This is a genomic window from Tenacibaculum sp. Mcav3-52 (assembly GCF_022347665.1).
GTDB lineage: Bacteria > Bacteroidota > Bacteroidia > Flavobacteriales > Flavobacteriaceae > Polaribacter > Polaribacter mesophilus.
This window is the reverse complement of record NZ_JAKRGE010000001.1, coordinates 685,998-712,453: the sequence shown is the minus strand read 5'-3', so window position 1 is coordinate 712,453 and position 26,456 is coordinate 685,998. Positions and strand designations below refer to the sequence as shown.

Below are 26,456 nucleotides of genomic sequence, written 5' to 3'. Positions count from 1 at the left end.
ACCATAACTATTAATTATTAATAAAAAAGTGAAGGGCTTAATTTATTCTTCACTTTTTTCTTTTTCCATACCCTTAGTTTAAATCCTTATTTTATTTTTGCAATATGGCAAAACAAGAAGATCAATTTAAAAAAGTATTATCACACGCAAAAGAATACGGTTATGTATTTCAATCATCTGAAATTTACGATGGTTTAAGCGCAGTGTATGATTATGCTCAAAACGGAGTAGAATTAAAGAAGAATATTCGTGATTATTGGTGGAAAGCAATGGTGCAAATGCATGAAAACATTGTAGGTATTGACGCTTCAATACTAATGCACCCAACTACTTGGAAAGCCTCAGGCCACGTTGATGCTTTCAACGACCCTTTAATTGATAACAAAGACTCTAAAAAACGCTATAGAGCTGATGTTTTAGTTGAAGATTTTAGAGAAAAAATCAACGAAAAAATTCAAAAAGATATAACCAAAGCAAAAAAACGTTTTGGTGAAGCTTTTAATGAAGATGAATTTAGAAGTACAAACCCTAATGTTTTAAGACGTCAAAAACAAATTGACGAGATAACAGTTGAATTAACTAGAGTTCAAGAAGAAAACGATTTAGAAGGGTTTAGAAATTTAATTATAGACTTAGGCATTACATGTCCTGTTTCTGGTTCTAAAAACTGGACAGAAGTTAAGCAATTTAACTTAATGTTTGGAACGCAATTAGGAGCGTCAGCAGATAGTTCAACGCAAGTATATTTACGTCCTGAAACTGCACAAGGTATTTTTGTAAACTTCTTAAATGTACAAAAAACTGGACGTATGAAAATTCCTTTCGGAATTGCACAAACTGGTAAAGCTTTTCGTAATGAAATCGTTGCGCGCCAATTTATTTTTAGACAACGAGAGTTTGAGCAAATGGAAATGCAATTTTTTGTAAAGCCAGGAACTCAAAAAGAATGGTATGAAAAGTGGAAAGAAACTCGTTTAAAGTGGCATATGTCTTTAGGAATGGGAGAAGAAAATTATCGTTTTCACGATCATGACAAATTAGCACATTATGCTGATGCCGCTGCTGATATTGAATTTAAATTTCCTTTTGGGTTCAAAGAATTAGAAGGAATCCATTCTCGTACTGATTTTGACTTAAGTCAACATGAGAAATTCTCTGGAAAAAAACTACAGTACTTTGACCACGAGGACAACACTAGTTATGTGCCATACGTAATTGAAACTTCTATTGGTTTAGACAGAATGTTCTTAGCTGTTTTCTCTAACTCTTTACAAGAAGAGGAGCTAGAAAATGGTTCAACAAGAACTGTTTTAAAGTTACCTGCAGTTTTGGCACCAACCAAAGCAGCTATTTTACCATTAGTTAAAAAAGATAGTTTACCAGAAATCGCTCGTAAAATTGTTAACGATTTAAAATGGGACTTCAATGTTGTTTATGATGAAAAAGATGCTGTTGGAAGAAGGTATCGTCGTCAAGATGCTGTTGGTACACCTTTCTGTATTACGGTAGATCATGATACTATAGAAGACAACACTGTTACCATTCGTCATAGAGATACTATGGAGCAAAAACGAGTTAAAATAGAAGATTTAAGCAATATTATTAAACAAGAGGTAGATGTACGCTCTTGGTTACAAAAAACGGAAGCATAAATCTAAAAAACGTCAAAATAAAGCAAGAATCCTAAACGTAACTGTTTAGGATTTTTACTTTTGCAATAGTAAATAACTTCTCTTGAAATAAATACGAATGAAAACTATACTTAAAATATTATTCATCATCTTTTTACTTTGGATGATAACTGGTGCTTACCTTTTAAACACAGAGCACCCTAAAGCACAAGTAGTAATAGGACTAGGTGTTTTATACATGTCTTTTATATTAATGCCTTTATTTATCTACTATAGATATAAAGATGGTAAGTATAAAAAATATATTATCAACTCTGATAAAGACAAAAAAAAAGCTAAAGATTAATCTTCAGCTTTTTTACTTTATTTTGCTCTCTATTGTAAGGTAGGTGAGTAATTTGTTGGGTAATCATCTGGTTTAGCTAAACCGTCTTTACCTAAGGTAAAGTTAGATCCGTATGTAGCATCAATAGCAGCTAACATTTTATTAGCCATTAACGCATATCCTCTAGCTGTTAAATGAATTCCATCTAAACCAACTAAACCACCTGTTACTAAACTAGTATTCATATTATAACTTCCAAACTCTAATCCAGTAGTAGAAGCTTCTTGTAAAATAGCTTTAAAATCTACAAAAGCCAACCCTTTTGCTTCAGCCACCGATTTAATAGTTGCATTATAAGAATCCGTAGCATTCTTAACTCTACTTACCTCATCTTTTGTTAATACCCATTTATCTTCAAGAGGTAATGAAACTCCTTCTACAGAAAACATTCCTGCTAGTTCTTGTGATAAACCTTGTGACATTAAAAACGCAACTGAATCTGTATTAACTTCACCTATAATCGCACTACTTGGTAACACTAATAAGTCTTCTTCTGTTGCTTGTCTTGCTTGACCGTAATAAGTACCTAATAAACCTGCTACTTTTTGTAATGTAGTTGCATCAGTAGGTAATCCAAAACTTGCCACAAAAGGAGGGAAAGTAGGACTTGCTAATAAAGCTCCAACAATTTGAGCTGTCTTATTATCTAAAGACTCATCTTTAATTACAACTGCATTTGCAGCATCTGTGGTAAAAACAATTGATCTTTCTGGAACACCAATTGCTTCAAAAACTCCGTTAATAGCCCCAAAAACATTATTTAATGTTGGTATTTGCGCTCCAAAATCAGGGTTACTAGGATCTAATGGCGCATAAGGAACTGTTGTAAAGTAAGGTAACGATGTTATATAAGGTAAATTAGCTACGACTCCTTTTCTATCTCCCGCTGCTAAAGCATCAACGGTACTTGAAAAAACAGAAGCAAAAAGATTTGAATTAGTAATATCATTTGCTCCATAACTTGTTGGGTCTAAGTTTCCTGTTTCATTATGATCTTCTCCTACACCACCAGCTATAGAATATCCTAAAACATCATTTCCTCCTATTTCAGATAATGTAAAAAATGTTGGTTGCTGTACTAATACATCTTGTATAACACTTGCCATAGGGTTAGATGCCATTCTTACATAATAAGGGTTTGCATTTGGTAAAGCTGCTAATGCTCCATAACCTTCTACTCCTAGGTGAAAGCTTTTTAATCCAGGGATTCCCATGTTATTATATGGTCCCGTTTGTATATTACTTATCTCTGTTGTAGGTGTTTTTGATAACCTTGCTGGCCCATCACCATTAAAATAAAACCTTGGCTCTCCTTTTTCTTCTCCTCCTATTAAAAAACCACCTATGTTATCATTCATTAAAGGTTGTGTAAAATCGCCTCCACCAACCATAGCAAATTTACTAGCTAAAATATTTGGAAAAGAGTTTTCTTGAGAAGATTTAAATAAAGCCCCGTCTGAAAATCCTGCTGTAAAAGAGGCTCCTACTGCTACATATTTAGAAAAATCTACACTACCAGCTTCTAGTGTTACATTGTTTTCCGCTTCTCCTTTAATCTCAGGTAATGTATTATCTACGTCACAGGCGGCTAACCCTAAAAATAACGCAGACAAAAAAGTATATTTAATTGTATTTTTCATTGTTTCTTTTTTAGTTATTGATAGTCCAAGAAATGTAATATTGAGAACCTACAGCTCCTACTCCTGGCGCACTTAAGTATTCTTCACCTGTTAAATTAGATCCTCCTACTTTAAATACTGATTTAATTGAAGGAACAGAATAATTAATTTGAGCATCAAGAACTGTTCTTTCTTCAATTGTTCCTTCTAAGAAAGTAGACTGCCAATAAAATTCATTTTGCCAACGAGCACTTACATTAAATCCAAAGTTTTCAAATAAATTTGTATGTCCAAATTGCATTTTTACTTTATGCTCTGGTGTGTTAAATCCAGCTTCAAAATCAGGATCAGAAGCTTGATCAAAATCAAACTTAGACCATGTATAGTTTAACCCAACATCAAACCCGTTAAATACTTTTGTGTTTAATCCTAACCCTACTCCATAAGAATTAACATCTGCCGTTGAATTTGTTTTTACACTAAATGTTCTTACTAAGTCTCTATTAGTTAAGTTATTTATGGTAGCTGGCGTATTTGGGTCTACTAGTACAACTACATCTTTATTAGAAATAAAGTCAGAATACATATTATAATATGTACTAAAATCAATAGATAGTTTGTTTTCTCCTAAGGGAAGTGCTGCACGATATCCAACTTCAAAAGATTTAACTTTTTCTGGCTGCACTAAAGCTGTCTTAACTAATGTAGGATCAGGAATATTTGGATTATTTGGTTCATTCGCTTTTCTACTAATTGAAGCAGCAGAATACCCTCTATTAAGAGCATCTTGACCCGTTAAAGTAAATGTTCCTGTAGTTGTTTGAACAGCAGTTGAAAAACGATCAATATTGTCAGGAGCTGTTCCTAAAATAAAGCCTGCTCCTGTTGCCAAACCAATATATTGGTCTTGGGTAGTTGGGTTACGGAAACCTGTTTGGAAAGACGCTCTAAAGTTATGGTTCTTGTTTTCTCCTGCTGCATAGGCTAAAGAGACTCTTGGTGTAACATTTCCATCAAAATTATCAGACTTATCATAACGGATAGATCCTGTAAACTTCAAACGGTCATCCATCATTTTTTTCTGAACTTGTGTATATACACCGTACTCTCCATATTTAATAGGCCCATCACTATCAGTATAAATAGTACCAAAAGAGTTAAGCTTGTACTGCCTGTAAGAACCTCCTACTTGAACTTCAGCCCAATCAATGTAATCACGTAAGTTTAAGTTTGCATCTGCATGATAGTAACTTGTATTATCTCTAAATCTAGACCCTGTCATTAAATCTGGATCAGCAGTTACTTCATTAAATAGTCTTGTAAACTCAGCAGAACCTGCTTCTGGTCTGTTCCTATCAGCAAAAGCTCTTGCTTGATTATGATTGCTTGCCTGTACTCCAGGAACGGATCCTAAATACGCAGCTGCATATTCTCCAAACCAAACTGAGTTCTCTTTCCATTTACTGTTTATATTTATTGCAGCAAAACGAGTATCATAAGAATCTCCAGCGTCTTCACCTGCATAATACCCTCTTACAAAAAAGTTTTTACCTCTTACTTCTAATTTATGTTGCTCCATAAAGAAGTTAGCAAGATTATAACGGTTTTGTCCTTGATAAATGGTATTACCTGTACCGTATTTTGAATTCCAAATTATTTCAACACGGTCATTTCCCAATGGACGGTAATGAATAGCTCCATTAAACTTTACACTTTTAGCTTCGTTAGACATTAAGTCTACTTCTCTATACCCTGTTCTACTAACATTTCCTATTGCTCCTCCCAAATTAACAGATACTTCATCTCCATATATATTTGCTCCATCATAATTTGGATCATCAGTATGACTCATACCTGGAATATATATACCACCGATACCTGTTGTGTTTCTATAATCAGTTGCATGCCATTCTTCTCCTTTTAAGTAAGAAAAACTAGCTTTAACAGCAAAATAATCATCAAAAGCATGTGCCATTTTAATTGTAGCATCATAATATCCATTATCTCCTGCTGCTTCTTGACTTGTTAAGCCTGTTTTTAGACCAACACTAATACCTTGCTCGTTAAACGGGTTCTCACTACGCATTAACATAATACCGTTAAAAGCATTAGCTCCATATAAAGCTGAAGCTGCTCCTGGTAAAATTTCAACGCTTTTTACATCTACTTCAGAGATTCCCAATAAGTTTCCTATGGCAAAATTTAATGCTGGTGAAGCATTATCCATACCATCAACTAACTGTACAAAACGCTCATTACCAAAGGTAGCAAAACCACGTGTATTTACTGTTTTAAATGTTAAGCCTCCTGAGTTAATATCAACTCCTTTTAAATTTTCTAATCCATCATAATATGAAGCAGAAGCTGTATTCTTTATTGCTCTTGAATCAAAACGCTCAATTGTTACAGGTGATTCCATAACTCGTTCTGGAGTCCTTGAAGCTGATACAACTACCTCATCTAAAGAGGTTGCGTTTTCTGTTAAGCTAATTTCAACAACTTGGTTGTTTTTTGTTATCTCAACTGTTTTTGTTTGATACCCTAAGGAAGAAATTTCAATAGTAAACGGAGGAGTATCTGTTACCGTCATTGTAAATTTACCATCAAAATCAGTAGACGTTCCTACTGTCTTTCTCGAAACTTTAATGTTTGCTCCCGGTAATGGTCCGCCAAGCGAAGCATCACTAACCGTACCTGTAATGGTAGTTTGAGCAACCATTATTGCTGTACCAAATAGCACAAATGCAACAAGTAATAGTTTTTTCATCATAATGTAAAGTAATTTGTTAACTGTAGTGCAAAATACAATTTTTTTTCATTTACAGAATATTTACCCTGTTTTTTTACAATTATACTAATTATACATCGAAAAACTTACCAAAAACAAATTTTACATTTTATTTAAATTTTTATTATTTATCATCTCATACAAATTGTATTTTTGCTTAAATTTATTAGTTATCTTGGAAGTTATACATTCTCTTTTTGACCTTAATCCTTCTCAAAAAACAATAATCACCATCGGTACTTTTGATGGAGTGCATATTGGGCATCAAAAGATTATTGAAAAGTTAGTTAGTGAAGCAAAAGCTAGTAATAAAAAGTCGGTGTTACTAACATTTTTTCCTCACCCAAGAATGGTATTACAAAAAGATGTTTCTATTAAGTTAATCAATACTATTACCGAAAAAGCTCAACACCTAGAAAAATTAGGGTTAGATTATTTAATAATTCATCCTTTTAGTAAAGAGTTTTCAAGACTTACCGCTTTAGATTTTGTTCGTGATATTTTAGTTAATCAACTAAATATTTCTAAACTGATTATTGGTTACGATCACCATTTTGGTAAAAATAGAGAAGGTAATATTGAACAATTAACAGAGTATTCTCATTTATATGATTTTACTGTTCAAGAAATTCCCGCTCAAGATATTGATGATGTATCAGTTAGTTCTACCAAAATTAGAAAAGCTCTTGCTAACGGGCATTTAAAAACAGCTAATAATTACTTGGGATATAATTTTTCTCTTACTGGAAAAGTTGTGAATGGCAAACAACTAGGAGGAAAAATAGGTTTCCCTACCGCAAATATTGATATCCCTGAAGATTATAAATTAATTCCTAAAACAGGTGTTTATATAATAAAATCTATTATTGAAAACACTACTATTTATGGAATGATGAATATTGGTAATCGACCAACAGTTGACGGTGAACACCAAACAATTGAAGTACACTATTTCAATTTTAACCAAAATCTATATTGTAAAGAATTAACTATTGAATTACTTTACTATTTAAGAAATGAACAAAAATTTGATTCTGTTTCTTGTTTAATTTCTCAACTGAAAAAAGATAAACAGAATTCGTTACTTTTTCTAAAAAGTTACGTCAAACCCTAACCTTAAAACTATACTTAAAGCCCCCCGGTTTCAAATATTTTTAGAATTAGTATTATTGACGTAACTACACGCAAAGTTAATTTTTTTAACCCCTATATAATGACAAGTATGTCATTATGTATTTCATATGTTTTTAAGAATTTGTATCAAAAAAAGAATGATGCTGTCAAAAAAAGAGGTTACTTTAAAAAAGGTAGCACTTTGTGTAAAAGCTTTAAGAGAAGAATACCACATTACTTCAAGTGAATTTTATATTGATACTGGAATACACCTAGCTAGAATAGAACAAGGAAAAACAAATGTTACTATCACCACTCTTCAAAAAATATGCGACTATTTTAATATTACTTTATCTGACTTCTTTGTAATGCTCGAAGAAATTTAGTACACAAAACACATTGCTTAAGTCTATAGCTTCTTTTATCTTTGCTTTTCTTAAAAAATTAAAAAGATGTTACAGGTTCAGTTTATTAGAGAAAACAAACAAACTGTTTTAGACGGATTAGCAAAACGTAATTTTGCTAATGCCGAAACAATTATTGAAGAAGTATTAACTGCTGATGAAACGCGTAGAACTACACAAGTTTCTTTAGACACTATTTTAGCTGAATCTAACAAAATATCCAAAGAAATTGGCGGGCTTTTTAAGTCTGGTAAAGCTGAAGAAGCAAATCAACTAAAAGCAAAAACAGGTGAATTAAAAGAGCAATCTAAACAGTTAACAGAAGAATTAAATTCAGCTGCAGAGAAATTAAACGAATTATTATATCAAATCCCTAATATTCCTCACCCATCAGTAAAAGCAGGAAAGAATGAAGAAGATAATGAAGAAGTTTTTAAAGAAGGTATTGTTCCTAATTTAGGAGAAAATGCATTACCTCACTGGGAATTAGCGAAGAAATATGATATTATTGATTTTGATTTAGGTGCTAAAATTACGGGTGCAGGTTTTCCTGTTTATAAAGGAAAAGGAGCTCGTTTACAACGTGCTTTAATCAACTATTTTTTAGATAAAAATACCGCTGCTGGGTATAACGAAGTACAGGTTCCTCATTTAGTAAATGAAGCTTCTGGTTTTGGAACAGGACAATTACCTGACAAAGAAGGACAAATGTACCATGTAACTGGAGATAACTTATATTTGATTCCTACTGCTGAGGTTCCAGTAACTAATATGTTTAGAGGCGATTTAGTTAAAGAGGCTGATTTACCTATTGCAGTTACAGGTTACACTCCTTGTTTTCGTCGAGAAGCAGGAAGTTATGGAGCGCATGTTCGTGGATTAAATCGTTTACATCAATTTGATAAAGTTGAGATTGTTCGTGTTGAGCACCCTGACAATTCATACAATGCTTTAAACGGAATGGTAGAACACATTAAAGATATTTTACGTGAGTTAAAATTACCATATCGTATTTTACGCTTATGTGGTGGAGATACAGGGTTTACTTCTGCCTTAACATTCGATTTTGAATTATACTCAACAGCACAAGAGCGTTGGTTAGAAATTAGTTCTGCTTCAAATTTTGAAACTTTTCAAGCAAACCGTTTAAAGTTACGCTTCAAAAATAAAGAAGGTAAAAGTCAATTAGTACATACACTAAATGGTAGTTCTTTAGCTTTACCTCGTGTATTGGCTGGTATTTTAGAAAACTACCAAACTGAAAATGGAATTAAAATTCCTGAAGTACTAGTTCCTTATTGTGGTTTTGATATAATTGATTAATCAATTATAATATAAAAAATGAAAAAACCCCAAGCCTCAATTACGATGCTTGGGATTTTTAATTAATCAATCCCCATTGAAAAAAATATGTTTAATTGGCAACTACTGCTACCATTAATCTCTTGTATTTATTCATTTCTAACAAAGCTTCAAAATACTGAGGTATTTGCCCTTTTCTCATAAATTCATTTGCATTCTGCTTTGCTAACTCATATTGTGTCGTAAAATTTCTCATAGTTTACACTGTTTAGTTGTTTTATTAATAAGACAAAGTTCGTGCCAAAATGTTACACAGCTTTTCAAAAAAGCCCTCCTTTTAATAGTATTTTAACAATTTTGTTCTGTATTTTTGGTAGATAAAACCGCTATTAGCTGAATTAAACATAAAGCAAAACGCTTAAACTTTTCCAAAATGAAGAAAATCATTATTCTATTTAATTTACTCATTTTAAGCTTATTTTGTCACGCACAACAAAATGAGTTTATTATTGCTGAAAATTATTTTAGAAATAATGAGTATGAAAAAGCCATTCAATTATACAAAAGGCTGTATGATCAAAGCCCCTATAATACAACCTATTTAAAAAAACTAATTACTTGTTATCAAGAAACAGAACAATTTATAGCTGCTGAAAATTTACTCACTCAAAAACTAAAAGAACGACCCAACTTATCTTACTTATATGTAATTCTAGGTTATAATAGTGAACGACAAGAAAAAATAGAAGATGCTAATGAATACTATCAAAAAGCAATTGAGTCCATTAATAAAAAAGCTAATTATGGTTCTTTAATAGCTGGTTTATTTAAAAATTACAGCAAGTTAGATTTAGCTATTGAAGCTTTTAATAAAGTAATGGAAATTAACCCAAAAGCTAATTATGGATTTCAATTAGCACAAATTTATGGTGAAAAAGGAGATTTTGAACAAATGTTCAAGTCGTATATTGATCTGGTTGATAAAAACGAAAGCTACCTCAACAACGTAAAACGTTATACTGGTAAATATTTAACTGATGATAGCGAAGAGGAAAATAACATTTTGTTTAAAAAAGCGCTATTACGAAAGTCAATAAGTAACCCCAAAGATATTTGGAACGATTTACTTTCTTGGTTATTTATTAGGCAAAAGCAATACAGCAAAGCCCTTATTCAAAACAAAGCATTACTTGCAAGAAACCCTGATAATTTGGGTAAAATTAATGATTTAGGTAAAATAGCTTTAGAGAATAAAGACTATGAAACTGCAAAAGAGTGCTTTGATCTTATTATTGAGAAAACGAATTACCCAAGAGATAAGTTCAATGCCATAAACAACAACCTAAAAATAGCAATTGAGACAAAACAACCTGATGTAGAAGAGCGTTTTAATTCCATCTTCAAAGAATACGGAATTAACTCAAAAACACTTTTCACACAAATAGAGTATGCTAATTACTTAACCTTTACAAAAAACAATCCAGAAGAAGCATCTATCATTTTAAAGAATGCCTTAAACTTTACCAATTCAAAATTTATAAAAGCAACTATAAAACTTAAACTTGGTGATGTTTTTGTTTATATGGGTAAGTTTAACAAAGGGCTAATTTATTTTTCTCAAGTTCAAACACTGTTCAAAAATAATTACATAGGTCAAGAAGCCCGCTTTAAAGTAGCGCAAGCTTCCTACTTTAAAAATGATTTTACTTGGGCAAAAGCTCAACTAAAAGTTCTAAAAGGATCTGCTACACAGCTTATTGCCAATGATGCTGCCGATTTGTTCTTAACAATTTCAGATAACGAGCCTAAAGATAGCATTGGTACAGGTTTAAAAGAATATGCGAAAGCTGATTTATTAGCTTATCAAAATAAAAATGACGAAGCAATAGCTATTTTAAGTAATATAATTACTAATTACAGTGGGCAACCTATTGAAGATGAAGCCTTATTTAAACAAGCTCAATTATTTGTTAAAAAGAAACAATATGATAAGGCTATTTTAAATTACACTAAAATAATAGTCCTAGATAAAAAAGGCATTTACGTTGACGATGTATATTATCACATGGCTGAATTATATAATAACGAATTAAATAACTTAGAAAAGGCTAAAGAATACTATCAAAAGATTATTTTTGACCACCCGTCGAGTATCTACCTAGTAGAAGCTCGAAAAAAATTTAGAAAATTAAGAGGAGACGATATTTAATAAACCAAGTTTGAAAATTTATCAATTACTTTATTTTCAAACTTCCAAATTAAAAGAAATGTACATATACAACGTAACAATAAATATAGACGAAAGTATACATGCAGAATGGTTAACATGGATTGAAAGCCATATACCTGAAGTATTAGCTACAGGACACTTTTTAAGTGCTAAAATGACACAAGTGTTGGTTGAGGAAGAAATGGGAGGTATTACCTACTCTATTCAATATACCGCGAAAACACGTGAAGATTTAGATAACTATTATAAATATAGCGCAGACAAACTACGTAATGACGGATTAAAAAAGTTTGCTGATAAAATGCTTGCTTTTCGAACTGAATTGAAAATAGTAAATGAATTTTATCCTACAGTGAATAGTAACTAGAGATGCAAGAAAAAATCTATCAAAAGAAAAAACTACTTATAATAATAGGCATACTCATAGCAACTTTAGGTGGAGTCATGGGGTATTGCACTTATGAAAATAATCCTTGGGAAACCATTAGTGGAGTAATTAGTGGGATAGGTTTTGGACTAACATTTATAGCGTTAACAATAAAATCGCCAACCAAATAGATACAATAAAAATGACCGTAAGAGCTAAAAAACATTTAGGACAGCATTTTTTAAACGATGAAAACATTGCAAAAAAAATAGCTGATACTTTAACTGAAAACGGATACAATAATGTATTAGAAATTGGTCCTGGAATGGGGGTTTTAACAAAGTATTTATTAGAAAAAAAAACTAAGGTTACCGTAATGGAACTAGATTCAGAATCGGTAACCTATTTACAAGAAACATTTCCTGTTGAACATATTAAGTTAGACACTTCAAAAGAGAAGTTTACCATTATTGAAGGTGATTTTTTAAAAAAAGACTTTACCAAAATATTTGATAAGCAACAAGTAGCCATTATTGGTAACTTTCCTTATAACATTTCTTCTCAAATCGTTTTTAAAGCTATTGAAAACCGCGAATTTGTTCCTGAGTTTTCAGGAATGTTTCAAAAGGAAGTTGCTCAACGAATTGCAGAAAAAGAAGGAAGCAAAACCTACGGAATACTCTCGGTATTAACACAAGCTTTTTACAATGCTGAATACTTATTTACCGTACCTCCTTCTGTATTCAATCCACCACCAAAAGTAGATTCTGGAGTTATTAGACTTATCAGAAAAGAGAACTATACACTTCCTGTTGATGAAAAATTATTTTTTAGAGTGGTAAAAACAGCTTTCAATCAACGAAGAAAAATGTTACGTTCCAGTTTAAAATCTTTTAATCTTTCGGATACCTTAAAAGAAGACCCTATATTTGCGATGCGTCCCGAACAATTATCGGTGCAAAAATTCATTGAGTTGACACAAAAAATAGCTCAAAATAATAGTTAAGAGTCCTTTTTAGACAAGAACAAGTCTTCTTTTTGAATTAGATTTCAACATATTCAAAACCTCGATAATCGAGCAAAATTGCAAGTAATGGCACTAGAAATCACAAAAGACTTATTAGAAAACGTAAAAGAACTGATTCAGCAACAAAAAGACACAGCTCTTTCTGAAGTTTTTTCAGATATTCACTATGCTGATATTGCTGAAGTTTTAGATGAACTCACTTTTGAAGAAGCAGTTTACATTATACGTTTATTAGATAGCGAAACAACTTCAGATGTATTAATGGAAGTTGATGAAGAGGTTCGTGAAAAAGTTTTTGAACAACTTTCTGCCAAAGAAATTGCCGAAGAGGTTAATGAACTTGATACCGATGATGCTGCCGATGTTATTGCCGAACTTCCTGAAGAGCGAAAACAAGCTGTTATTCAAAAAATTGAAGACAGAGAGCACGCTAAAGAAATTGTAGAGCTACTTCGTTATGATGAAGACTCTGCTGGAGGTTTAATGGCAAAAGAGCTTGTAAAAGTTAATGAGAATTGGAATGTGCTTACTTGTGTTAAAAAAATGCGACTGCAGGCAGAAGAGGTTACTAGAGTTCATTCTATTTATGTAGTTGATGATGAAGGTAAGCTAAAAGGACGTTTGTCTTTGAAAGACTTGTTAATGGCGTCTACTCGTTCTAAAATTTCAGATGTCTACATTCCAAAAGTAGATTTTGTTCATGTACACGACGATGCGGAAGATGTAGCTAACATCATGCGTAAATATGACCTAGAAGCTATTCCTGTTGTGGATGAATTAGGTGTTTTGGTAGGTAGAATTACTATTGATGATATTGTTGATGTAATTAAAGAAGAAGCTGAAAAAGATTATCAATTAGCCGCAGGTATTACTCAAGATGTTGACTCCGAAGATAGCATTTTACAATTAACGCGAGCTCGATTACCATGGTTATTCTTAGGTTTAATTGGAGGTATTGGAGCAGCAAGAATTATGGGTTTTTTTGAAGGTGCTTTAGAAGATAATGCTGTTCTCTTTATGTTTACACCTCTTATTGCTGCTATGGCTGGTAATGTAGGCGTACAATCTTCTGCCATTATTGTTCAAGGCTTAGCTAATGATGATGTAAAAGGAAGTGTTACTAATAGGTTATTAAAAGAAATGTCTTTAGCTGCTGTAAACGGACTTGTTTTAGCTATTATTTTGTTTTTCTTTATTTGGGTTTGGAAAGGAGATATAACAATTGCCTCTGCTATTTCATCTTCTTTATTTGCAGTAATTATTGTAGCTGGTTTAGTGGGTACTTTTATTCCTTTATTTTTAGATAAAAGAGGCATAGATCCAGCTATTGCTACAGGACCTTTTATTACAACAAGTAATGATATTTTTGGAATCTTAATCTACTTTTCAATAGCCAAAATAATTATTGGTTTTTAATCTATTGATTCTACTTTTTCTATCAGGTTATCAATCTTACTTTCAGGAATAAATCCTTTTAGCATTAATACAGCACCAAAAACAATTAACAATACTCCCATTCCTCGTTTTATTCGATAAATAACTAATGGAGTTAGCCTACTTTTTAATTGTTTAGCAAGTAATATTTTTCCTAAATCTGTAATTGCGTAGCCTGCTATTACAGTACCAAAATACCAAACTAAGTACTTAGGATTCATATCGTATGTTGGTCCTATAACCACGATTAAACCAAGCCAAAAGGCTAATACACCTATATTTATAAAATTTAGGAAAAAACCTTTAAAAAGAAGCTTTAGATAATTATTGCTTTCTGGTAAAACAACATCAGGAGCTTCTGCTTCTTTCTTATTATTTTTATCTAAATAAGTAATTAACCCATAAATAATAAGCACCAATCCTCCAATAAGAAACAAGCGTGGATCATCTTTTATTTTTTCCAACAGACTTCTACTTCCAAAATAGGCTATTAACATAAATGAAATATCACCTAAGATCACACCTATATCAAAGGCTATTGCCGCACGAGCACCTTTTAAAATACTTGTTTTAATGAGCATAAAAAATACTGGCCCTATCATAAAAGCCATGAAAACACCAACAAAGAAGGCGTTTTTAAAGTCGTAAAAATCCATTTTATAAAGTTACGGTTTTACTTATACATCATCAAAGTCTACTACAACTTTCTGCGTCGTAGGATGCGCTTGACAAGTAAGTATTAAACCTTCTTCTAACTCATCATCAGTTAAAATAGAGTTTTTGGTCATAACAGCTTTACCTTCTGTAACTTTTGCAATACAACTACTACAAACACCTCCTTGGCAAGAATAAGGAGCATCTAATTTATTTCGTAAACTTGCAGCTAAAATAGTATCTGTTTGCTTCATTGTAAAGCTAGTTTCTTCATCATCTAACACTACTTTAATTTCTGTTTCTCCTTCTTTTATTAAATCTGTATTTTCCTCAGCTGTAGAAGCTGTAAATAATTCAAAGTGAATGGCGCTTTTTGATAAACCATTTTCTTTAAGTGTTTCAGAAGCTATCTTAATCATTTCTTCTGGTCCACATAAAAAAGCTTCATCAAATACTACTTCTTTATAAAGATTCTTTACAAAGTAGTTTATGTGTCCTTTGTCAATTCTTCCAAACAATGTGTTCTCTTGACGCTCTCTACTATACACGTAATGTAAATTAAATCGATTAGGATACTCTTGTTGTAATAAATTTAAATCATTATAAAAAATAGTATCATTAATACTTTTGTTACCATAAACTAGCGTAAAAGTTGATGATGAATCTTCTAAAACGCTTTTAATCATTGATAACACAGGGGTAATACCACTACCTGCTGCAAAAGCAATATAATTTTTGTTGTTTTCAGGAGTTAATATAAATTTTCCTTCAGGAACTGCTACTTCTAATTCATCTCCTTTTTTTAATTGAGTAGTTGCAAATGTTGAAAATTTCCCGTTTTCAACAGCTTTTACTGCTACTTTTAGTTGATTACTTTTCGGTGCAGCACATATAGAATAAGCTCTACGAACTTCTTCTCCTTTAATTATTGTTTTTAAAGTAATGTATTGTCCTGCTATAAATTGAAACTTGCTTTTTAAATCTGCAGGAACATTAAAAAGTATTGAAACAGCATCTTTTGTTTCTTTTATTATTTCTTCTATTGTTAATTTATAAAAAGTACTCATGTAGTCAAATTTGAACAGCAAAAATAACAAACTCAATACGAACAAAAGTTAGGGTTTTACAAAAAGTACACCTAAGATTTTCATACATAAGTAAATTATGTATATTTGTATACCTAAAAATCTTAGGTATAAGAAAACTCATAATCATGGGAAATCAAAAACTATATAAAGGATCATTACAAACTATTATTTTAAAATTATTAGCTCAAAATGATAAAATGTACGGGTATGAAATAACACAAAAAGTAAAAGAGCTTACCAAAGGTGAATTAAAAATTACTGAAGGAGCTTTATACCCAGCTTTACATAAATTAGAAGCTGAAGGATTGTTGGATGTTGAAGTTGCTAAAGTTGGTAATCGCTTACGTAAATATTATAAACTCACGGAAAACGGCACAAAAGAAACAGTTAATCGTCTTTCTGAGATGCAAGAGTTTTTAAACACCATGCAACAATTGGTAAATCCTAAGTTTAGTTTGGAGTAATTTTTTTAGCTATGGAATTAACAAAAGAACAAATTAAAAGAGTAGAAAAGTACCTTGATGTAAAAAAGGTATACTATATAGATGTTAGAATTGAAGTGTTAGATCATATTGCTTCAGAATTAGAAAACAATATAGACGAAAATACTCCATTCGAAGAAGCATTTAGGAACACTACCAAAAAGTGGAATACTATTTTACAAAACTCCTCAAGTGGGTATCTAGGCTATGCCTATGTAAAACCTAAAATTATAATTGATAAAATGAAAAAGTATGTGAAACCTCACGCTATTAAACTATTATTCACCTTCGCTTTAATGATATTATTAATTGGTTTGCAACCAGAAGTAGCTACTTCGTATGCTCAAACAATAAACTTTCTTGCCATTCTTTTTATCTATACTGTATCTTTTATTATTGGTTTCGGGTATATCATAATATGGCAATCTAAACAAAGAACATCTTATCGTTTTGTATATGAAATACAAGTCTTACCATATGTATTACTACCCTTGATGTTTTTTGGTGATTTTCTTACTAAAGAGGGTAACTTAGACCTCATTCAAATGATAATGTTAGTATTTAGTGCTTTTATTATACAACTAGGCATAAAACTTTATAAAAATCACTTTTTAGCAATAAAAAAACATGCTTGCAAATGGAACTAACAAAAGAACAAATAATAAAAATCGACAACTATATTTCTGCATGTGGTATTAAATTTTATGATGTAAAAGCTGAATTAGTAGATCATTTCGCCTCAATTTTAGAACAGCGATTAAAAAAAGAACCCAATTTAGATATTAAAAAAGCTATTATAGAAGAACATAAAAAGTTTAGTGATCTAGGTTTTAAAAAACTTCTAAAAACAAAAACAAAGGCTGTTCATAAACGCTTTTATAAACTGACTTTTTCACACCTTCAGTCATTTTTTAAACTGCCTAAAGTATTAATTACAGTAGCTCTTTTTTTTATATTTAAAGAACTAATGAATCTTTTTGAAAACAAAGAGTACTTCTTCGATTTGCTTAGTGGAATTAGTCTTTTAATTATTGTACAATTATTAATCCGTATTTCTATTGAATTTGGTAGTCAAAGAGAACGTTTTAATCGAAAGGAACATTTTTTAGTGCTCAATAAGTCAGATATGTTTTTACAACTTATTAATACTCTTTTTATCTTTTTTAACAGTAGTGTTACTTTTAGAAACAACCAAAGCTTTACTAATACTAATTATAATTTAATTCATTTAGGAGTATTTGTTTTATTACTACTTTTTTATTGGTCAGGTGAATATGTATTTTATAAAAACAAACAAACTGTAAAAAAACAATATCCTCACGTATTAATATAGCTATGGAATTAACTAAAGAACAAATAGAACACATTGACACACTACTAAAAACAAAAGGGATTAAATATTGGGATTTACGTATTGAAATGATAGATCATATAGTTTCTGATGTAGAAGAAAACTCAACAACTAACAACTTTAAAATAGAGTTAGAAAAATCTTTAGTAAAATTAGACTGGCATAAATCTTTACATAAAGAAAATCAAGAAGGCTGGAAAAACGTAAACAAAAAATACAGGAAAGAATATGTAAAAGAAGTTTTAAGTTTTTTTAAGTCCTTTAGAAATGTCTTCATATATACTCTGTTCACATTTCTATACTATTTCATTACTATACAAGTAGATTTTGATAACTTCAAAAAATTAAGCTTAGTTTTTTTCTTAACGCCCTCAACTCTCTTTCTTTTCTCCATTACAAAACAAATAATGAAACAATATGGAAAATCTGTAAATTTAGATTATGGAATATTCTATTTTTCGTTTCCTTTTTTAATGATAAGTCTTCCCTTACAACTAATTAAAGAGGCTCCCGAAAATATTCAAAAACTATTGTCTATTGCTTTAATCCCTCTTTTTTGGGTTTTTAGCTACGCTGGATACAAGGTTTACAAAACAGCCTTTACTAAAGTTGAAAAAATGAAAAAAGAATTAGCTTTATGAAACTCACCGACCAACATATAGAACAATTATACAAGTTTACACGTCAACATTTTGTTGAGCATTATGATGTGCAAACTGAGTTAGTAGACCATCTAGCCAACGATATTGAACAAATTTGGGAAGAAAATCCAACACTAACTTTTGAGCAAGCTCGCGATAAATCGTTTAAAAAATTTGGTGTGTTTGGATTTATGAATGTAGTAGAAGAAAAGCAAAAACAAATGAATAAAAAATATTTTCTAATTATTTTAGGTTTTGTAAAACAGTGGTTTTCTATTCCTAAAATAGTATTAACATTCTCAATGTTTTATTGCTTTTATCTTTTATTACAGTTTTCTTTTTCTAAAAATTTATTTAATGGATTTTTCTTTATAGTTATCCTAATAGAGTTTTTTATGTTGTTCAAAAAAAGGAAAAAATTAAATGTAAAATTCAAAAAAACAGGAAAAAAATGGATGTTGGAGGATATTATACAAACTCAAAATCATGGAAATGTTGTATTTCTATTATTTTACATTTTTCAATTTATAACTCCTAGTTCATATGAAAACCTAAGTGGATTTACTTCTGTAATCATAGCTTTTGTTACTACACTAGCAATTATTATTGGTTACATAAGTTTAATAACCATACCCAATAAAGCTAAAAAACTTCTCGAAGAACAGTATCCAGAATATAAATTTACCAACAATTAAAAATTTAAGAATTAAATAATATAAAAAATCTAACCTATTTTTTCCCTTCAACAACAATAACAATTTCACCTTTAGCAGGTTTTTCAGTATAATATGATAGCACTTCTTTTACACTTCCTCGTTTGGTTTCTTCAAACAATTTTGTCAATTCTCTAGAAACAGATATTTGCCTGTCCTCTCCAAAATATTCAGCAAAATTTGCTAACGTTTTTAATAATTTATGCGGACTCTCATAAAAAATCATAGTACGTGTTTCTTCTGCTAAGAATTGTAAACGTGTTTGACGTCCTTTTTTTACAGGTAAAAAGCCTTCAAAAACAAATTTATCATTCGGTAAACCTGAGTTTACCAGTGCAGGTATAAAAGCGGTCGCTCCTGGTAAGCATTCCACCTCTATATCGTTTTGTACACAAGCTCTGGTAAGTAAAAAACCAGGATCTGAAATTGCAGGAGTTCCTGCATCTGAAATTAAAGCAAAAGTTTCACCACTCTGCAAACGTTTTACAATCGTTTCAACCGTTTTGTGTTCATTATGCATATGATGAGATTGCATAGGTGTAGCAATATCATAGTGCTTTAACAACTTCCCACTTGTACGTGTATCTTCCGCCAAAATATAGTCTACTTCTTTTAAAATATTGAGTGCTCTTAGCGTAATATCTTCTAAATTTCCAATCGGTGTAGGTACCAAATACAGTTTACTCATACAACAAAGCTACAACAAAGTTTTCTTACATTTGTCCTATGCCAAAAAAGCTGTTAAAAAATATTGATTTTCCTTCGGATGTAAGGAAATTAACACCTGAAAACCTACCGCAACTAGCAAAGGAATTGCGTGAGTTTATTATTGATGTGGTTTCCACAAAAGAAGGGCATTTAGGTGCAAGCTTAGGTGTGGTTGAACTAACCATAGCACTTCATTATTTATTTGATACTCCTAACGATTTGCTAGTTTGGGATGTAGGACATCAAGCATATGGACATAAAATTTTAACAGGAAGAAAAGACGTTTTTCATACCAATCGTCAATTTGGCGGAGTTTCAGGATTTCCTAAACGCTCAGAAAGTGAGTACGACACTTTTGGTGTAGGACATTCTTCTACTGCTATTTCAGCTGCTTTAGGAATGGCAATTGCCTCAAAATTACAAGACATTGAAAAGCATCATATTGCGGTGATTGGTGATGCCTCTATCGCAAGTGGAATGGCTTTTGAAGCGTTAAACCATGCGGGAGACACCAATACTAACCTCTTGGTTATTTTAAATGATAATGCGATTGGAATTGACCCATCGGTAGGTGCGTTAAAAGATTATCTAACAAAAATCAAAGCCCCTCGATTAGAGATTGAACAGCATAATATTTTTGAAGCATTAAACTTCGATTATTCAGGCCCTATAGACGGACATAATTTTGAAGAGTTACTACGTGAACTAGATCGATTAAAAAAGATTCAAGGTCCAAAATTTTTACACGTAATTACTACCAAAGGAAAAGGGTTACGACAAGCAGAACAAGATCAAGTAAAATATCATGCTCCTGGAAAATTTGATAAAGTTTCTGGGGATGTATTACCTAAAGAAGAAAGTAAATACACCAAATTTCAAGATATTTTTGGAAAAACCATTGTTGAACTAGCACAACAAAACGAAAAAATCGTAGGAATTACACCTGCTATGTTAACTGGAAGTTCGTTAAAATTTATGATGCAAGAGTTTCCTGATAGAACATTTGATGTAGGTATTGCTGAACAACATGCTGTAACCTTAGCTGCAGGTATGGCTACTCAAGGATTGGTTCCTTTTTGTAATATTTATTCTACCTTTTTACAACGGGCTTACGACCAAGTAATTCACGATGTAGCTCTACAAAACTTACCTGTAATTTTCTGTTTAGACAGAGCTGGATTAGTAGGTGAAGACGGAGCAACACATCACGGTGTTTTTGATTTGGCATATTTACGTTGTATACCTAACCTAATTATATTTGCTCCTCGTAACGAAATTGAGTTGCGTAATATGATGTTTACCGCTCAACAAGGGTTAGAGCATCCAGTTGCAATTCGTTACCCAAGAGGTAAGGGAAAACTAGAACAATGGCTACTTCCTTTTGAGAACATTAAAATTGGAAAAGGCATTTGTTTAAAAGAAGGAAATCAAATAGCAGTGCTATCTGTAGGAACTATTGCTGATAATATTTCTGAAGCGATTAATCAGCTTGAAAATAAAGAATTGGTTGCACATTACGATTTACGCTTTGTAAAACCTTTAGATACCCAACTTTTAGATACTATTTTCTACAAATTTGATACCATTATCACTATTGAGGATGGCACTATCAAAGGTGGATTTGGAAGTGAAGTATTAGAGTATGCTTCCGAAGTAAACTATCAAGGAAAAGTGAAACTATTAGGAATTCCTGATGAGTTTATACATCACGGTACGATTCAACAATTACAAGAAGTTTGTGGAATAAATGTTAATTCAATTAAAAAAACAATTCAAGATTTATTATAAAAGAAAAGCGAACCAAGTTGGTTCGCTTTTTAACTCTTTATTTCAAAATCTATTTCTTCATTATCTTTTCAGAAAGTTTCTTTTGTCCTAATTCATCATATATTTCAACAATATAAATTGAGTTATTTGAAATTGTAGAAACATCTATTGAGTTATTAATTACAGGTATTTCTATTACTTTTCTTCCTGATACGTCTACTATTTTTGCAATCCATAAAAATGTATTCTTTCCTCCTTTAATATAAATCCTATCAACAGCTGGGTTTGGATAAATACTCATTTCTGAATTGTTTGTTTCTTCTGTTTTTTTACTTCTTAATTGCTCCTTTGCAGCAGTAGAAGTATTCAAACAAACTTGTTTGGTTTCAGATGAGCCAAAACTTCCTCCTGAAGCTAATACGTCACCTTTGCTATTTGTTATTTCATATGAACCTCTTCCATAACTGCAACATATACCATCACCATATTCGTCATTAATTGTAAAATCATAACATCCTACAGGTATACATTTTGACACAGTAATAGACTCTCCATTTCCTTGAGTATAATCACCTCCGCTTATCACTGTTTGTCCATTGTTATCCTTCAAGATCCAAGAAGTTTCGTAAGAATATTTATCAAAAGTAATTGTTACGTTTATATCCTCACATTCTGGAGTCTCTCCTCCTCCATTATCAGGAGATCCTGTACTATAAGTAACCATCAATTTTGGAGCACTAGCACTACTTCCATCATATGATTCTGCTGTACGTTCTCCTGTTCCAGAAATATAAAACATCATTGAGTTACCAGAATTCCAATTGGACTTGTTCACAACGTATTGTACCAGTGATTTTAAATCAGGCGTTCTTTGTGCTGTTCCAGATGCTCCAACAGAACTCCAAGAACTAGGATTCCAAGCAACCGATTGACTGTAATAACTTCTTGATGTTATATTATAACTCTGAGAGGTAATGTCTGGTGCATTTGACGAATCTTGAATTTTGATTACCAATGATGTACTTCCCGAATTTGTCTCATCTGTCGTAAATTGTATATACGCATTCGTTATCGTAGCATTTGCCGGTATATTTAAGTTTCTAAATAGCATTCCTACATGCTGGTTTCCTTTTGAGCTTCCATCATAGACCAATTCTAAATCAGAACTGTTCATATACATTTGCCCTGACGACTCATATTGTTCAGCATCATCATTGGTACTATTGATTGTTGAAGTAACAGTTTTAGAAACATTTCCTACAAAAACTAAAACTTCTTCAGAAGTAGTTTCATATCCATCATTATCTGTTGCTATTGCTTTAATAGTATATGATTGGTTATTATTTGTTGGTGTCCAGTTATAAGAATAAGGAGTACTCATATCAGTTTCTACTAAAGTATTATTTACGTAAAACTTAACACTTGAAATAGTTCCATCACTATCGGTTGCAGTAGCAGAAATTGTTACTGGAGTGTTTACGGTATGTGATGCGCCTGATGATGGATTTGTAATTGTAACTTCTGGATAGCTAACATTACTACTTATAATTGTTACTACACTTCCGTTAGATGGGTTCCATATATCTAAATTAGAGGGTATTGTGAATGGATTTTGATTTGAAACTGAATCTACACTACTCGCATTATCTACCTTAATCGTTCTAACCTCTATTTTAGATTCTTCAACAAAAATCCATTTAAATTGATTAAAGGTACTCGCATCTCTCGTCCAGTTTTTTGAATCATTCGAAGAGCGTAAAGGTGCTCCCCAGCAACCTTCTCCTACATAAACGGTTCCGTTTACATCGTCTCTAACAAAGCCTTCATCGCAATTACTTCCGCTGGAACAAGGTTTTACTGGCCATGTAGTTTTTACTGTATGAGAATCTGATTCAAATACCAAGTTCACTCCTTTGTCATAAAATAATTGAGCCCAACTAGCGTATTCATCATTTCCTTCTGATTTTGATGATACGTGAGGACGCATCGGTTTATGGTATTGAGCCGACTTCCAAATAGAGTTATTAGCATTCAACTTTTGACTTAGCCATGAATACTGACTCCCTCCTGCAGAAATCTCAGAGTTCAATGTATAAATTGTATACAAGTTATTTCCAAAAGTTATATCGTAATAAACACTCGTTGAAGGAACATTAAACAAGTTATAAATACTATTATTTGAACCTTCGTGGTTTCCTCTTGTTGGTACAATAGGAAACATTCTTCCGTCACTTGCTGTTGTGTATTGCCAATCGTTAAACCAATCTTGCCATTCAGAGCTAGAGTCTCCATTAGTCATATCTCCTCCAAAAAACACAGCAGTAGGTTTTAATTTAGAAACTAATAAGTTAGCATCTCTTCTTGGTGTTCTATTGTTTCTTGAATCTCCTCCTGCAATAAACGACATTTTATCATTGGTGCTTGGAGCTGTTTTAAACCAGAATCGACTACTCACTCCTTGGCTATCTTTAATTACAAAATAATAGTTTGTGTTAGGACTCAAACCCGTTAGTTTAGCAAAAGTATTACTCATTCCTTTATAAGAAACTGAGCGGTCTACAGGTTTGGAATTTGAATAATTTGACCAGTTAGTTCCATTATCAGTCGTTCCATAGTATACAATTGGGTTAGATCCTGAAATTTGGTTCCAACCAATCATTATAGTAGTTGCAGGATTATCTGTGATGATTAATCGGTACTTATCGTTAGAACCATAAGTACTAAGGACTGCTAAAAATAACAGTGTTAAAATAATTTTTTTCATCGTGAGGGGGCTTTTAAGTTTACTAGTTAGTTATCACAAATATATTTTTTACCTTTCAAATTAATCGTTTGTTTTTATTAAAATTAATTATATAATAACCTGACTAACATTAACCTAACTATTCTTTTATAGTTTACTAATCTTATTTTAACAAACTACATATCCTCTATTCTTACTTTTGTTTAAACCTTACTTTATGAGTACTAAAACCCTTCTTTCTTTTTTAAAAATTTCTTCTTTTTTTATTTTTTTCGGTAGAGCTTACCAGCATTTATTTTGGGATGCTCCATACAGAAGTTTCTTTTGGGACCAACACTTATTAGAACCTGTGATTAATTTTGTTTTTGACATTAGTTGGCAGTCGTATGTTACAAACCTAAATACAGATTTAGCTATCCAAATTTTAACTAGAAGTATTGGTGTTTTATACTTAGTATGTGCAATCATTTCAATAATAATAAATGAAAATTCAAAAAAATGGATGCGTTGTATCTTAAAATTAGGTGCAGTAAGTTTAATTTTTTTAGCTTTAATGATTACCAAGAATAAGTTTTTTCACCTTATAATGTTTTTTGAGCACACTATTCAGTTTGGAGTTCCTATTGCTTTATTATATTTCTTAAAACACAAAAACGCACTTCTTTTACTTTTTTATCTTAAAGTTTTTATCGCCCTAGCTTTTATATGTCATGGAATGTACGCTATTGGTATTTTTTATCCATTACCTGGTAATTTTGTTACTATGACCTTAAACATCTTACCTGTACAAGAAGAAATGGCTAAAAACCTATTATTCGTAGCTGGTGTTTTAGATTTTATCATTGCTATTGCTATATTTATTCCCAAACTTTCAAAACCAGTCCTGCTATATGCTTGTTTTTGGGGGGGTGTAACTGCTTTGGCTAGAATTTTTAGCGCTTTTCACTATGATTTTTCTTTGAGTATTATGCACCAATACTTATACTTAACAATATATAGGCTTCCTCACGGGTTGATTCCTTTATTAGTATACTTATATCTATATAAGAATAGCTTAGAAAAACAAAAAGGTCAAAACTTAAATAAGCTTTGACCTTTTAAATGATTGAAAATATTATTCTAGTTATTTAAAGCTTCTGCCCCACCAACTATTTCTAAAATCTCGTTTGTAATTGCAGCTTGACGTGCTTTGTTATAAGTTAATAATAACTCATCACGTAATTCTGTTGCATTATCTGTTGCTTTATGCATTGCAGTCATACGAGCACCGTGTTCGGCAGCAAATGAATCACGAATTGCTTTGTATAATTGCGTTTTTAATGACTTAGGAATTAATTCTAAAATAATCTCCTCTTTAGAAGGCTCAAAAATATAATCTAAATTAGCATTTGTTTCTCCTTCTATAGGTTGAATTGGCAAGAATTGTTCTACTTGTGGTATTTGAGTCGCTGCATTTTTAAATCTGTTGTAAATGATTTCTATTTTATCGTAAGAACCGTCTACAAATAAATTCATTAACTGTTCAGCAACTTCAGCAACGTTATCAAAAGTTAAGTTATCAAAAATATCGTTTCTATTTTCTACAACGGTGTAATCTTTTGATAGAATATCGTTTCCTTTTTTACCAATTGTTAATAATTCAACAGCAGTATTATTATATTTCTCGTTAATTGTTTTAACTGTTTCTTTAATGATAGATGAGTTAAAACCTCCACATAAACCTCTGTTTGAAGTTATAGTAACTAACAATACTTTATTTACTTCTCTTTCTGTTGAATATACTCCACCTGCATCGCTATCTAATGTAGCACTTAAGCTTTGTAATAATTCGGTAAGCTTAGATGAATACGGACGCATTGCTGTAATTGCATCTTGAGCTTTTTTCAACTTTGCAGCCGATACCATTTTCATGGCAGAGGTAATCTGCATTGTTGATTTAATCGAAGTAATTCTGTTACGTATTTCTTTTAAGTTTGCCATTTAATTGAACTTAAAATTTATAAAACCCC

25 protein-coding genes are annotated in these 26,456 nt (G+C 31.5%); 17 read left to right on the top strand and 8 right to left on the bottom strand.

Going from position 1 to position 26,456, the window contains the following annotated elements; all coding sequences use genetic code 11:
- Positions 1-104: 104 nt before the first annotated feature.
- Together MHM83_RS03325 and MHM83_RS03320 are read left to right on the top strand one after the other, a co-directional pair.
- Positions 105-1,652 (top strand): glycine--tRNA ligase, encoded by a 1,548-nt coding sequence (locus MHM83_RS03325; protein WP_239178382.1) that lies wholly within the window; start codon positions 105-107, stop codon positions 1,650-1,652.
- A 97-nt stretch (positions 1,653-1,749) separates the two neighbouring features.
- Entirely contained in the window at positions 1,750-1,977 is a 228-nt protein-coding gene (locus MHM83_RS03320; RefSeq protein WP_047788172.1) for a hypothetical protein, read from the top strand.
- 29 nt (positions 1,978-2,006) lie between these two features.
- On the opposite strand, the gene MHM83_RS03315 is transcribed toward MHM83_RS03320, so the two are convergent.
- Both MHM83_RS03315 and MHM83_RS03310 read right to left on the bottom strand, forming a co-directional pair.
- Positions 2,007-3,656: an SGNH/GDSL hydrolase family protein gene (locus MHM83_RS03315; RefSeq protein WP_159610732.1), complete on the bottom strand. Its 1,650-nt coding sequence runs from the start codon at positions 3,654-3,656 to the stop codon at positions 2,007-2,009.
- Positions 3,657-3,666: 10 nt separating this feature from the next.
- Positions 3,667-6,405, bottom strand: coding sequence for a TonB-dependent receptor (locus MHM83_RS03310; RefSeq protein WP_239178380.1), 2,739 nt, complete (start codon positions 6,403-6,405; stop codon positions 3,667-3,669).
- Positions 6,406-6,598: 193 nt separating this feature from the next.
- Here MHM83_RS03310 and MHM83_RS03305 point away from each other — a divergent pair, with 193 nt between their 5' ends.
- The 3 genes from MHM83_RS03305 to serS all read left to right on the top strand — a co-directional run bounded on the left by MHM83_RS03305 (position 6,599) and on the right by serS (position 9,263).
- Positions 6,599-7,537 carry a bifunctional riboflavin kinase/FAD synthetase gene (locus MHM83_RS03305; protein WP_047788169.1) on the top strand — a complete coding sequence of 313 codons (939 nt, stop codon included), beginning with the start codon at positions 6,599-6,601 and terminating at the stop codon, positions 7,535-7,537.
- Positions 7,538-7,694: 157 nt separating this feature from the next.
- Positions 7,695-7,922 (top strand): helix-turn-helix domain-containing protein, encoded by a 228-nt coding sequence (locus tag MHM83_RS03300; RefSeq protein WP_047788168.1) that lies wholly within the window; start codon positions 7,695-7,697, stop codon positions 7,920-7,922.
- Positions 7,923-7,988: 66 nt separating this feature from the next.
- Positions 7,989-9,263 (top strand): serine--tRNA ligase, encoded by a 1,275-nt coding sequence (gene serS, locus MHM83_RS03295; RefSeq protein ID WP_239178378.1) that lies wholly within the window; start codon positions 7,989-7,991, stop codon positions 9,261-9,263.
- Positions 9,264-9,354: 91 nt separating this feature from the next.
- Here serS and MHM83_RS03290 read toward each other — a convergent pair whose 3' ends face one another.
- Positions 9,355-9,498: a hypothetical protein gene (locus MHM83_RS03290; RefSeq protein ID WP_164505161.1), complete on the bottom strand. Its 144-nt coding sequence runs from the start codon at positions 9,496-9,498 to the stop codon at positions 9,355-9,357.
- 177 nt (positions 9,499-9,675) lie between these two features.
- Here MHM83_RS03290 and MHM83_RS03285 point away from each other — a divergent pair, with 177 nt between their 5' ends.
- The 5 genes from MHM83_RS03285 to mgtE all read left to right on the top strand — a co-directional run bounded on the left by MHM83_RS03285 (position 9,676) and on the right by mgtE (position 14,282).
- Positions 9,676-11,451, top strand: a complete 1,776-nt coding sequence (locus tag MHM83_RS03285; protein WP_239178376.1) for a tetratricopeptide repeat protein — start codon at positions 9,676-9,678, stop codon at positions 11,449-11,451.
- A 58-nt stretch (positions 11,452-11,509) separates the two neighbouring features.
- The gene (locus tag MHM83_RS03280; protein WP_047788165.1) at positions 11,510-11,839 is read left to right on the top strand and encodes a DUF4286 family protein; all 330 of its coding nucleotides are present in this window, start codon (positions 11,510-11,512) and stop codon (positions 11,837-11,839) included.
- Between the two features lie 2 nt (positions 11,840-11,841).
- Positions 11,842-12,030 carry a hypothetical protein gene (locus tag MHM83_RS03275; RefSeq protein ID WP_047788164.1) on the top strand — a complete coding sequence of 63 codons (189 nt, stop codon included), beginning with the start codon at positions 11,842-11,844 and terminating at the stop codon, positions 12,028-12,030.
- An 11-nt stretch (positions 12,031-12,041) separates the two neighbouring features.
- A complete protein-coding gene (rsmA, locus tag MHM83_RS03270) occupies positions 12,042-12,845 on the top strand; it encodes a 16S rRNA (adenine(1518)-N(6)/adenine(1519)-N(6))-dimethyltransferase RsmA (RefSeq protein ID WP_047788163.1) in 804 nt (267 codons plus the stop codon).
- Between the two features lie 87 nt (positions 12,846-12,932).
- The gene (gene mgtE / locus MHM83_RS03265; protein ID WP_047788162.1) at positions 12,933-14,282 is read left to right on the top strand and encodes a magnesium transporter; all 1,350 of its coding nucleotides are present in this window, start codon (positions 12,933-12,935) and stop codon (positions 14,280-14,282) included.
- On the opposite strand, the gene MHM83_RS03260 is transcribed toward mgtE, so the two are convergent.
- The gene (locus MHM83_RS03260; protein ID WP_047788161.1) at positions 14,279-14,956 is read right to left on the bottom strand and encodes a LysE family translocator; all 678 of its coding nucleotides are present in this window, start codon (positions 14,954-14,956) and stop codon (positions 14,279-14,281) included. The two genes, mgtE and MHM83_RS03260, sit on opposite strands and share 4 nt — an antisense overlap.
- Positions 14,957-14,977: 21 nt before the next feature.
- On the bottom strand, positions 14,978-16,021 hold the full coding sequence (locus MHM83_RS03255) for a ferredoxin--NADP reductase (protein WP_239178374.1): 1,044 nt from the start codon (positions 16,019-16,021) through the stop codon (positions 14,978-14,980).
- 146 nt (positions 16,022-16,167) lie between these two features.
- On the opposite strand from MHM83_RS03255, the gene MHM83_RS03250 reads away from it, so the two are divergent.
- Genes MHM83_RS03250 through MHM83_RS03230 form a run of 5 tightly spaced genes read left to right on the top strand, consistent with a single transcriptional unit; the run spans position 16,168 to position 19,211 of the window.
- A complete protein-coding gene (locus tag MHM83_RS03250; RefSeq protein ID WP_239178372.1) occupies positions 16,168-16,506 on the top strand; it encodes a PadR family transcriptional regulator in 339 nt (112 codons plus the stop codon).
- Positions 16,507-16,517: 11 nt separating this feature from the next.
- On the top strand, positions 16,518-17,171 hold the full coding sequence (locus MHM83_RS03245; protein WP_239178370.1) for a hypothetical protein: 654 nt from the start codon (positions 16,518-16,520) through the stop codon (positions 17,169-17,171).
- A complete protein-coding gene (locus MHM83_RS03240; protein WP_239178368.1) occupies positions 17,162-17,857 on the top strand; it encodes a hypothetical protein in 696 nt (231 codons plus the stop codon). Before MHM83_RS03245 ends, MHM83_RS03240 begins: the two co-directional genes overlap by 10 nt.
- Positions 17,858-17,859: 2 nt before the next feature.
- Positions 17,860-18,516, top strand: coding sequence for a hypothetical protein (locus tag MHM83_RS03235; RefSeq protein ID WP_173360463.1), 657 nt, complete (start codon positions 17,860-17,862; stop codon positions 18,514-18,516).
- Entirely contained in the window at positions 18,513-19,211 is a 699-nt protein-coding gene (locus tag MHM83_RS03230) for a hypothetical protein (RefSeq protein WP_239178366.1), read from the top strand. The genes MHM83_RS03235 and MHM83_RS03230 overlap by 4 nt, the downstream gene beginning before the upstream one ends.
- Before the next feature lie 34 nt (positions 19,212-19,245).
- Here MHM83_RS03230 and rsmI read toward each other — a convergent pair whose 3' ends face one another.
- Complete coding sequence (rsmI, locus tag MHM83_RS03225; RefSeq protein ID WP_159610718.1) at positions 19,246-19,917, bottom strand: 16S rRNA (cytidine(1402)-2'-O)-methyltransferase; 672 nt, start codon at positions 19,915-19,917, stop codon at positions 19,246-19,248.
- Positions 19,918-19,955: 38 nt separating this feature from the next.
- Between rsmI and dxs the strand changes: the two genes are divergently transcribed.
- Positions 19,956-21,725, top strand: a complete 1,770-nt coding sequence (gene dxs / locus MHM83_RS03220; protein WP_239178364.1) for a 1-deoxy-D-xylulose-5-phosphate synthase — start codon at positions 19,956-19,958, stop codon at positions 21,723-21,725.
- 49 nt (positions 21,726-21,774) lie between these two features.
- Here the strand turns inward: dxs and MHM83_RS03215 are convergent, their stop codons facing one another.
- Positions 21,775-24,468: an Ig-like domain-containing protein gene (locus MHM83_RS03215; RefSeq protein WP_239178362.1), complete on the bottom strand. Its 2,694-nt coding sequence runs from the start codon at positions 24,466-24,468 to the stop codon at positions 21,775-21,777.
- Positions 24,469-24,664: 196 nt separating this feature from the next.
- Here MHM83_RS03215 and MHM83_RS03210 point away from each other — a divergent pair, with 196 nt between their 5' ends.
- Entirely contained in the window at positions 24,665-25,540 is an 876-nt protein-coding gene (locus MHM83_RS03210) for a hypothetical protein (protein ID WP_239178360.1), read from the top strand.
- Positions 25,541-25,566: 26 nt separating this feature from the next.
- Here the strand turns inward: MHM83_RS03210 and atpG are convergent, their stop codons facing one another.
- Positions 25,567-26,427: an ATP synthase F1 subunit gamma gene (gene atpG / locus MHM83_RS03205; RefSeq protein WP_047788152.1), complete on the bottom strand. Its 861-nt coding sequence runs from the start codon at positions 26,425-26,427 to the stop codon at positions 25,567-25,569.
- Positions 26,428-26,456: the final 29 nt, after the last annotated feature.

Bases quoted from the DNA above. Each gene is read 5' to 3' on its own strand.
- MHM83_RS03315 (WP_159610732.1), bottom strand. From the start codon at position 3,656: ATGAAAAATACAATTAAATATACTTTTTTGTCTGCGTTATTTTTAGGG.
- MHM83_RS03280 (WP_047788165.1), top strand. From the start codon at position 11,510: ATGTACATATACAACGTAACAATAAATATAGACGAAAGTATACATGCA.
- MHM83_RS03285 (WP_239178376.1), top strand. From the start codon at position 9,676: ATGAAGAAAATCATTATTCTATTTAATTTACTCATTTTAAGCTTATTT.
- rsmA (WP_047788163.1), top strand. From the start codon at position 12,042: ATGACCGTAAGAGCTAAAAAACATTTAGGACAGCATTTTTTAAACGAT.
- rsmI (WP_159610718.1), bottom strand. From the start codon at position 19,917: ATGAGTAAACTGTATTTGGTACCTACACCGATTGGAAATTTAGAAGAT.
- MHM83_RS03255 (WP_239178374.1), bottom strand. From the start codon at position 16,021: ATGAGTACTTTTTATAAATTAACAATAGAAGAAATAATAAAAGAAACA.
- MHM83_RS03310 (WP_239178380.1), bottom strand. From the start codon at position 6,405: ATGATGAAAAAACTATTACTTGTTGCATTTGTGCTATTTGGTACAGCA.
- MHM83_RS03245 (WP_239178370.1), top strand. From the start codon at position 16,518: ATGGAATTAACAAAAGAACAAATTAAAAGAGTAGAAAAGTACCTTGAT.
- MHM83_RS03320 (WP_047788172.1), top strand. From the start codon at position 1,750: ATGAAAACTATACTTAAAATATTATTCATCATCTTTTTACTTTGGATG.
- MHM83_RS03240 (WP_239178368.1), top strand. From the start codon at position 17,162: ATGGAACTAACAAAAGAACAAATAATAAAAATCGACAACTATATTTCT.
- MHM83_RS03250 (WP_239178372.1), top strand. From the start codon at position 16,168: ATGGGAAATCAAAAACTATATAAAGGATCATTACAAACTATTATTTTA.
- MHM83_RS03275 (WP_047788164.1), top strand. From the start codon at position 11,842: ATGCAAGAAAAAATCTATCAAAAGAAAAAACTACTTATAATAATAGGC.
- dxs (WP_239178364.1), top strand. From the start codon at position 19,956: ATGCCAAAAAAGCTGTTAAAAAATATTGATTTTCCTTCGGATGTAAGG.
- MHM83_RS03210 (WP_239178360.1), top strand. From the start codon at position 24,665: ATGAGTACTAAAACCCTTCTTTCTTTTTTAAAAATTTCTTCTTTTTTT.
- MHM83_RS03290 (WP_164505161.1), bottom strand. From the start codon at position 9,498: ATGAGAAATTTTACGACACAATATGAGTTAGCAAAGCAGAATGCAAAT.
- MHM83_RS03215 (WP_239178362.1), bottom strand. From the start codon at position 24,468: ATGAAAAAAATTATTTTAACACTGTTATTTTTAGCAGTCCTTAGTACT.
- MHM83_RS03235 (WP_173360463.1), top strand. From the start codon at position 17,860: ATGGAATTAACTAAAGAACAAATAGAACACATTGACACACTACTAAAA.
- atpG (WP_047788152.1), bottom strand. From the start codon at position 26,427: ATGGCAAACTTAAAAGAAATACGTAACAGAATTACTTCGATTAAATCA.
- mgtE (WP_047788162.1), top strand. From the start codon at position 12,933: ATGGCACTAGAAATCACAAAAGACTTATTAGAAAACGTAAAAGAACTG.
- MHM83_RS03230 (WP_239178366.1), top strand. From the start codon at position 18,513: ATGAAACTCACCGACCAACATATAGAACAATTATACAAGTTTACACGT.
- serS (WP_239178378.1), top strand. From the start codon at position 7,989: ATGTTACAGGTTCAGTTTATTAGAGAAAACAAACAAACTGTTTTAGAC.
- MHM83_RS03300 (WP_047788168.1), top strand. From the start codon at position 7,695: ATGATGCTGTCAAAAAAAGAGGTTACTTTAAAAAAGGTAGCACTTTGT.
- MHM83_RS03325 (WP_239178382.1), top strand. From the start codon at position 105: ATGGCAAAACAAGAAGATCAATTTAAAAAAGTATTATCACACGCAAAA.
- MHM83_RS03260 (WP_047788161.1), bottom strand. From the start codon at position 14,956: ATGGATTTTTACGACTTTAAAAACGCCTTCTTTGTTGGTGTTTTCATG.